This is a genomic window from Streptomyces sp. MBT65 (genome assembly GCF_016612545.1).
In the GTDB taxonomy this organism is placed as follows: Bacteria; Actinomycetota; Actinomycetes; order Streptomycetales; family Streptomycetaceae; genus Streptomyces.
Map to the genome: position 1 here is coordinate 20,001 of NZ_JAENRY010000094.1, position 7,382 is coordinate 27,382.

At 73.0% G+C, this 7,382-nt stretch carries 7 protein-coding genes; 4 read left to right on the plus strand and 3 right to left on the minus strand.

Annotation, left to right across the window (positions count from 1 at the left end; all coding sequences use genetic code 11):
- Positions 1–37: 37 nt before the first annotated feature.
- Together malQ and JHN63_RS22440 are read right to left on the minus strand one after the other, a co-directional pair.
- A complete protein-coding gene (malQ, locus tag JHN63_RS22435; RefSeq protein WP_200683005.1) occupies positions 38–2,185 on the minus strand; it encodes a 4-alpha-glucanotransferase in 2,148 nt (715 codons plus the stop codon).
- Complete coding sequence (locus tag JHN63_RS22440) at positions 2,186–2,497, minus strand: hypothetical protein (protein ID WP_307781956.1); 312 nt, start codon at positions 2,495–2,497, stop codon at positions 2,186–2,188.
- Between the two features lie 185 nt (positions 2,498–2,682).
- On the opposite strand from JHN63_RS22440, the gene JHN63_RS22445 reads away from it, so the two are divergent.
- Genes JHN63_RS22445 through JHN63_RS22455 form a run of 3 tightly spaced genes read left to right on the plus strand, consistent with a single transcriptional unit; the run spans position 2,683 to position 5,272 of the window.
- A complete protein-coding gene (locus tag JHN63_RS22445; RefSeq protein WP_200683007.1) occupies positions 2,683–3,216 on the plus strand; it encodes a PadR family transcriptional regulator in 534 nt (177 codons plus the stop codon).
- Entirely contained in the window at positions 3,213–3,926 is a 714-nt protein-coding gene (locus JHN63_RS22450) for an ABC transporter ATP-binding protein (RefSeq protein WP_200683009.1), read from the plus strand. The genes JHN63_RS22445 and JHN63_RS22450 overlap by 4 nt, the downstream gene beginning before the upstream one ends.
- Complete coding sequence (locus JHN63_RS22455; protein WP_200683011.1) at positions 3,923–5,272, plus strand: FtsX-like permease family protein; 1,350 nt, start codon at positions 3,923–3,925, stop codon at positions 5,270–5,272. Before JHN63_RS22450 ends, JHN63_RS22455 begins: the two co-directional genes overlap by 4 nt.
- Positions 5,273–5,377: 105 nt before the next feature.
- Here the strand turns inward: JHN63_RS22455 and JHN63_RS22460 are convergent, their stop codons facing one another.
- Positions 5,378–5,914, minus strand: a complete 537-nt coding sequence (locus tag JHN63_RS22460; RefSeq protein ID WP_033284586.1) for an HNH endonuclease — start codon at positions 5,912–5,914, stop codon at positions 5,378–5,380.
- A gap of 324 nt (positions 5,915–6,238) precedes the next feature.
- Here JHN63_RS22460 and JHN63_RS22465 point away from each other — a divergent pair, with 324 nt between their 5' ends.
- Positions 6,239–7,339: a mechanosensitive ion channel family protein gene (locus JHN63_RS22465; RefSeq protein ID WP_200683013.1), complete on the plus strand. Its 1,101-nt coding sequence runs from the start codon at positions 6,239–6,241 to the stop codon at positions 7,337–7,339.
- Positions 7,340–7,382 lie beyond the last annotated feature (43 nt).

A 7,382-nucleotide genomic window follows, 5' to 3' on the forward strand; every position in this document is an offset into this window, starting at 1 on the left:
GGGTGCAGGGGTGTGCGCGGGGGTGTGGGCACGGGCGTCACGGACCCACTTCCCCGCCGCCCTCCGAAGCCGCCCCCGTGCTTTCCGAGAGCGCACCCAACCCCACCCGCAGCACATCCACCAACGCGTGCAACCGCGGCGACGCGGCCAGCTCCTCCAGCGTCACCGGGCGTCCGTCCGCGTCGGCGACGGGAAGGCGCCAGTTCGGATACTGGTCCCAGGTGCCGGGCAGGTTCTGCGGGCGCCGGTCGCCGACGGTGTCCGGGAGCCAGACGCCGATCATGCGGGCGGGGGTGCGGAGCAGGAAACGGTGGACGGCGTGGATCTCGGCCTCCTCCTCGGACGCGGGCCGGCCGCCGCCCGTGGCGTCCTCGTAGAGGCCGAGCCGGGACAGCAGCGCCAGCCACTCCCCCACGTCGGTGGCGGACTCGATCCGCTCCTCCTCCACCGGGCGGGTCAACAGGCCGAGCCGGTCGCGGAGTTCGACGTGTTCGCCGGTGAGCCGGGCCGCGGTGGGCGGCAGGTCGTGGGTGGTGGCGGTGGCCAGCGAGTCCGCGCGCCACTTCTCGGGGGCGAGCGGACGGCCGTCGCCGTCCCAGTCCCGTTCGAACCACAGCACCGACGTGCCGAGCACCCCGCGCTCCTGCAAGGCCTCGCGCACACCCGGTTCCACGGTCCCGAGGTCCTCGCCGATCACCACCGACCCGGCGCGCGAGGCCTCCAGCGCGAGGATCGCGAGCATGGCCTCGGCGTCGTAGCGGACGTAGGTGCCCTCGGTGGGCGGTCGGCCCTGGGGGACCCACCACAGGCGGAACAGGCCCATGACGTGGTCGATGCGCAGGGCGCCGGCGTAGCGGAAGAGCGCGCGCAGCAGGCGGCGGTACGGAGCGTAGCCGGACTCGGCGAGGCGGTCCGGGCGCCAGGGCGGCAACCCCCAGTCCTGGCCGAGGGAGTTGAAGGCGTCCGGGGGCGCTCCGACCGACATGCCGGCGGCGAAGTACGCCTGTTGGGCCCAGGCGTCGGCGCCGTCCGGGTGCACCCCGACCGCGAGGTCGTGCACGACACCGATCGGCATGCCCGCCTCGCGTGCGGCCCGTTGGGCGGTGGTGAGTTGGGTGTCGGTGAGCCAGGCGAGACGGCAGTGGAAGTCGACGCGGTCCATCAACTCGGCGCGGGCACGGGCGGTTTCGGGTGAGCGCGGGTCGCGCAGCTCGGCGGGCCAGTGGTGCCAGTCGGAACCGTGCACCTCGGCCAGCGCGCACCACGTGGCGTGGTCCTCCAGCGCCTCGCCCTCACGGGCGAGGAAGTCGACGTAGGCGGCCCGTCGTCCGGGGCCGAGGGGGACCTGGCGGACGCGTTCCAGCGCCTCGCGCTTCAGCTCCCACACGGCGTCGCGGTCGATCAACGCGTCCTTCTCCAGGACGGACCGACGTAGCCGCGCGGCCTGTTCGAGGAGTCCGCGCAGTCCCTCCCGGTCCGCCTCCTCGACGTACGCGAACTCGGGGATGTCCTCGATCCGCAGATACACCGGGTCCGGGAAGCGGCGCGAGGACGGGCGGTACGGCGAGGGGTCGGTGGGCGCACCCGGCACGGCCGCGTGCAGGGGGTTGACCTGGACGAAGCCGGCCCCGAGCGATCGCCCCGCCCAGGCGGTGAGTTCAGCCAGGTCACCGAGGTCGCCCATGCCCCAGGAGTGCCGGGAGAGAAGCGAGTAGACCTGCACCATCAGCCCGTACGACCGTCCCGCGGGCGTGGGCAACCGGTCCGGGGCGATGACGAGTTGGGCCTCGGCGCGGCGGCCGTCCGGTGTGATGGCGGTCAAGTGGTGGACGCCGGGCGGGAGTTGCTCGACGTCGGACCGCATCTCGCCCTGCTCGGTGTCGATGTGCAGCACGGTGCCGTCGGGCAGCGCGTCGAGCGCGGCGGGCGTGCTGCCCTGGCGGCCCACGACGGTGGGCGGCAACAGCCGTTCGGCCAGCTCCTGTTGGCGGGCGGCGAGCGCGGCGGCGATGGCCTGAGGGGTGCTCGCGTCGACGCCGAGGGCGGCCAGCACGGCGACGACCGCGACGGCCGAGGCGGGGACGGCGTGGTCCGGGGAGGGGCGGTAGGCGGTGGCGACGCCGTGCAGTTCGGCGAGCCGGGACAGGTCCTCGCCGAGGGTGTCCACCGGCCGGGGTGCGGTCATCTAGGGCCTCGTGGAGTCCGGGTCGGCGAAGGCGGGCGACGCTCCGCTCAGCGGGTCGGCGAAGGCGGCGGCCTCGCTGGTCAGCGGCGCGTCCATCGTGGCGGACTCGCTGGTGAGCGGGGCGGTGTCGGCGAGCGGGGGCTCGCTGGTGAGGGGCTCGGCCTCGGTGAGCGGCGGTTCGCTGGTCAGCGGGGTCTCGGCCCAGGCGCCCTCGGAGTCGACGAAGAACACGTCGGGGGCGAGGCCTGCGGACGGCTCCGCGGTGCGTTTGGAGCGGGCCGGGAGCGGAAGGGACGCCGATGCTGCGGCCACGGGGGCCTCCTTGTCGTGTCGGGCGTGCGGGCGGGTTGGTTACCGCAGCCCTACCCAGTGGGCGCGACGGCAGACCTCCAGGTTGGAGTACAGGCGGCACTGCGGCCACTCCCGCCCCCACTCCCCGCGATTTCCCCGCTGATCACTATTCACTCAGTACATGTATCCGGTGCATACTGAGCGCCATGAGCACCCGCCACATCCTGTTGGGCCTGCTCGCCGGAGGACCGAGCCACGGCTACGACCTCAAGCGACGCCACGACGAGCGCTTCCCGCAGGCCCGCCCGCTGGCGTACGGGCAGGTCTACACGACTCTCCAGCGGCTGGTCCGGGACGGTCTCGCGGAGGTGGACGGCACCGGTTCGGACGGGGGCCCGGAGCGGACGGCGTACCGCTCGACGGCGGACGGTTCGCGTGAACTCGCCCGCTGGGCAGGGGAGATCGCGCCGCCCGCGCCCTTCGTGACGAACGAGATCTTCGCCAAGGTCGTCGTCTCGATCCTGGCCGACGGTGACCCGGAGGCCTATCTGCGGGCCCAACGCGCCGCCCACATGGAGCGGATGCGGGAACTCACGGCGGTCAAGACCGCCAAGGGTGCCGACCTGGCGACCGTGCTCTCGGCGGACTACGCCCTCAACCACCTTGACGCGGACCTCCGTTGGATGGCGACGACGGCGGCCCGGCTGACCACTCTGACCGCGGAGGTCGACACAGCATGAGCACCCAGGAAGACCCCCCGGAGGACACCCCGCCGGTGCCGCTGCTGGCGGCTCGTGACCTCGCCAAGACGCACGGCAGGACGCGGGCGCTGAGCGGCGCCTCGGCCGACCTGGGCGCCGGCGAGATCCTCGCCGTCACGGGGACCAGCGGCAGCGGCAAGAGCACGCTGCTGCACTGCCTGGCCGGGATCGTCCGCCCCGACGCGGGGACGGTGACGTACGCGGGGCAGCGGCTGGACGAGCTGCCCGAGAAGCGGCTCAGCGAGCTGCGGCGCACCGAGTTCGGGGTGGTCTTCCAGTTCGGCCAGCTGATACCCGAGCTGACGGCCGTCGACAATGTGGCGCTGCCGCTGCTGCTCGCGGGCGCTTCGCGTGCGGACGCCCGGGCCGGGGCCGCCGAGTGGCTGGAGCGGTTCGGGGTGCGCGGACAGGCGGAGCTGCGGCCGGGCGAGATGAGCGGCGGCCAGGCCCAACGGGTCGCGCTCGCCCGGGCGTTGATCACCGGTCCGAAGGTCGTCTTCGCGGACGAGCCGACGGGCGCGCTGGACTCCCTGGCGAGCGAGCAGGTGATGACGGCCCTGGTCACCGCGGCCCGCGAGTCCGGTACGGCGGTCCTGTTGATCACCCATGACGCGCAGGTCGCGGCGTACGCGGACCGCGAGATCCGGCTGGCGGACGGCATCGTGACGACGGCGGGGGTGATCGCATGAGCTCGCTGCTCGTCGATCTGCGGCTGGCCTGGCTGCTCACCCGGGGTTCGGACCGGCGGGAGTGGTGGCGGGTGGGGCTCACGGCGGTGGGGGCCGCGCTGGCGACGGGGATCGGACTGGGCGTCGTAGCGCTGCTGTCGTTGGACGGGTTCCACGCCGTGTCGTTCGGGTCGGGGTTGTTCGACTCCCCCAGTGACCGGCGGAACGTGAGTCTGGCACTCGGCCTGCTGCTCATCCCGGTGCTCGGGTTTCTGGCGCAGTGTGCGCGGATCGGGGCGGTGCACCGGGACCGGCGGCTGGCCGCGCTGCGGCTGGCGGGGGCGACGCCCGGGCAGGTGCGGCGGATCGCGGCACTGGAGTCGGGCCTGGCCTGCCTGGCGGGCGCGGTGGCGGCGACGGCGGCCGTCGTACCGCTGCTGCCGTATGCCACGAACTGGGCGGGTGTCGTCCTGGTCGCCGTATCCGTGCCGGTGCTGGGCGCGGTCGTGAGCGCGGTGGCGCTGCGGCGGGTGGTGGCCGATCCGCTGGGCCGGGTGCGGCGGGTCCGGCCGGTGCGCGGGCCGGGGCGGCTGTTCGGTACGGCGACCCGGCTGCTCGCGGTGACGGCGGTGGCCATCGCGCTGACCCCGGTGTTCGGCAGCCCGGTGTCCTTCGGTCTCGGCCCGGTGGCGGTGCTCGTCCTGGCGGTGCTGGTCAGCCTGGTCGCGATCTGGCTCTCCGGTGCCTCGTCCCGCCAACTGGGTGAGGGCTTCGCGGCCGGCACCGGGCGGCCCGCACTGCTGATCGCGGCGGAACGGCTGCGCGAGGACCCCTGGTCGACCGCCCGCACCCATGCGGCGCTGCTGCTGGTGACGGTCGTCGGCTCGGGCTTCGCGGGCGTACGGCAGATCCTGCTCGCGGACCTGAACTCCTCGCGCCGCGCGGGCACCCTCGGCGCCCGCATGAGCTACTACACGACCGGCATCGACCTGACGGCCGCCGCGATCCTCGTCGCCCTCGCGCTGGTCCTGACGGCGCTGGCCGTCTCCACCGCCGAGTCCCTCGCCACCCGGCGCCGGGGCCTGGCCGCGCAGGTCGCCGCCGGCGTGCCGCACGCCGTACTGGCCCGCGCACTCCTCCTGGAGACCGCGCTGCCGCTGTTCCCCGCGATCGCGGTGGCGGGCCTCGGCGGCACGGCGATCAGTTTCTGGTACGGCGCCGCCGTCTCGGAGCACGTGGACGTGCCGGTGCCGTACGGCGCGCTGCTGGTCCCGGTCGGCGTGTACGCGGCCTGCCTGCTGGCGGCGGCCACCTCGCTGCCGCTGCTACGGCGGTCGGTGCGGCCGGGGGAGCTGCGGTACGCATGACGGCCGCGCATGACGGCCGGCCCCGGGGAACGGGGGTTCCCGGGGCCGGACCGTGCCGCTGTGCCGCCGTACTCACTGGGAGTGGGTACACAAAAGCCCGGATCGTCAGGCGGAGATGCCGTCGATCCGGGCCATCGCGTCCTCCGCGCCGTACGGCTGCAAGTACGGCAGCCAGCGCGGGTCCCTATGCCCGGTCCCGATGATGCGCCAGGCCAGGCCGGTGGGTGGGGCGGGTTTGTGGCGCAGCCGCCAGCCGATCTCGAAGAGATGTCGGTCGGCCTTCGTGTGGTTGCAGCGGCGGCAGGACGCCACCACGTTGTCCCACGCGTGCTTGCCCCCGCGGCTGCGCGGAATGACATGGTCGACGCTGGTTGCGACGCCACCGCAGTACATGCACCGGCCCCCGTCGCGCGCGAAGAGCGCCCGCCGGGTGAGAGGAACGGGCCCCCGATAGGGAACCCGCACGAATCGCTTGAGCCGGACCACGCTGGGTGCGGGGACTGTGACGGTTGCGCTGTGCATAAAGGCGCCGGATTCCTCAAGGGAGACTGCCTTGTTCTCCAGGACGAGGACGAGCGCGCGGCGGAGCGGTACGACGCCGAGTGGCTCGTACGACGCGTTGAGGACCAGGACATGCGGCACGGATGCCTCCTTGTGCGTCGGCGGCGCGTGGCTCGCGCCGGGACGATCTGTAGTCAGTCTCCCCTCATGCCTGGTGGAAGCGCCACCATGTCCCGGTAACGGGCTGGGAGTGTTTTCGACCACATGTGATCCGTCCCCGGGACGGCCGTGGGTTCGTCCCACCTGTTCTTTCCCGGCCGGGAAGGGCCTCTCCCCCGAACACGGCAACAATCCTCGCGCGTTGCCCCGATAGTGTGGTGGGCCTGCCCTCTCGGTGACCTATTCGTGACCTTGCCCCTGTCGGACGATGCCGGAGGACAGACGCAGCACCTGGAGGTACCTGCCGTGTCCTTGTCCGCCGTCCTACTGGCCGCCGCCACGCCGTCGCCGACTCCGAGCCCCTCGGAGACCGCGGTGACCGTGCCCTCGCTCCAGGACGCCCAGGAGAGCGCGACCAACGCAGCGAGCTGGGTCGAGCAGAACTGGTCCACATGGCTGGCGATCGGGCTCCGTGTGCTGCTGATCGTGGTGATCGCGGCGGTCCTGAGAATGACGGTGCGGCGGGCGATCACCAAGCTGATAGACCGGATGAACCGCACGGTCGAGTCGGTGGACGGCACGGCACTGGGCGGCCTCCTGGTGAACGCCGAGCGCCGCCGCCAGCGCTCCCAGGCGATCGGCTCGGTCCTCCGCTCGGTGGCGTCCTTCGTGATCCTGGGCACGGCGGCACTGATGGTGCTGGCGACCTTCGAGATCAACCTGGCCCCGCTGCTCGCCTCCGCCGGTGTGGCGGGCGTGGCGATCGGTTTCGGCGCCCGCAACCTCGTCACGGACTTCCTCTCCGGCGTCTTCATGATCCTCGAGGACCAGTACGGCGTCGGCGACCAGATCGACGCGGGGGTCGCCGCAGGCGAGGTCATCGAGGTCGGCCTGCGCGTGACCAAGCTGCGCGGCGACAACGGCGAGATCTGGTACGTCCGCAACGGCGAGGTCAAGCGCATCGGCAACCTCTCCCAGGGCTGGGCCACGGCGGGCGTCGACGTCACCGTCCGCGCGTCGGAGAACCTGGACCGGGTGAAGGCGACGCTGGACGCGGTCACGGAGAAGATGAGCAAGGAAGAGCCCTGGAACGAGCTGCTCTGGGGCCCGATCGAGGTCCTCGGCCTCGACAGCGTGCTGATCGACTCGATGGTCGTCCGCCTCTCCGCCAAGACCATGCCGGGCAAGTCGGTCGCCGTCGAGCGAGAGCTGCGGTGGCGGGTGAAGCGGGCCTTCGACGAGGCGAACATCCGGATCGTGGGCGGGGCGACGGCGGACCCGGTGGACGACGCGGCGGACCCGACGGAGGCGGTGGCGGCGCCGTCGGTGTACGCGAACGCGGATTCACCTCAGGTGGCGGCGGCTTCGCCGCTTTCTTCGCCGCGGGGGGCGTCGGGGGCGCGGTAGGTGTGGGGGCGCGCTCCCTCCGGTGGGGAGCGCGCCCCCACAC

What these genes read in the sequence shown, in the direction of transcription:
- JHN63_RS22445 (WP_200683007.1), top strand. Translation starts at nt 2,683, where the DNA reads ATGAGCACCCGCCACATCCTGTTGGGCCTGCTCGCCGGAGGACCGAGC.
- JHN63_RS22450 (WP_200683009.1), top strand. Translation starts at nt 3,213, where the DNA reads ATGAGCACCCAGGAAGACCCCCCGGAGGACACCCCGCCGGTGCCGCTG.
- malQ (WP_200683005.1), bottom strand. Translation starts at nt 2,185, where the DNA reads ATGACCGCACCCCGGCCGGTGGACACCCTCGGCGAGGACCTGTCCCGG.
- JHN63_RS22455 (WP_200683011.1), top strand. Translation starts at nt 3,923, where the DNA reads ATGAGCTCGCTGCTCGTCGATCTGCGGCTGGCCTGGCTGCTCACCCGG.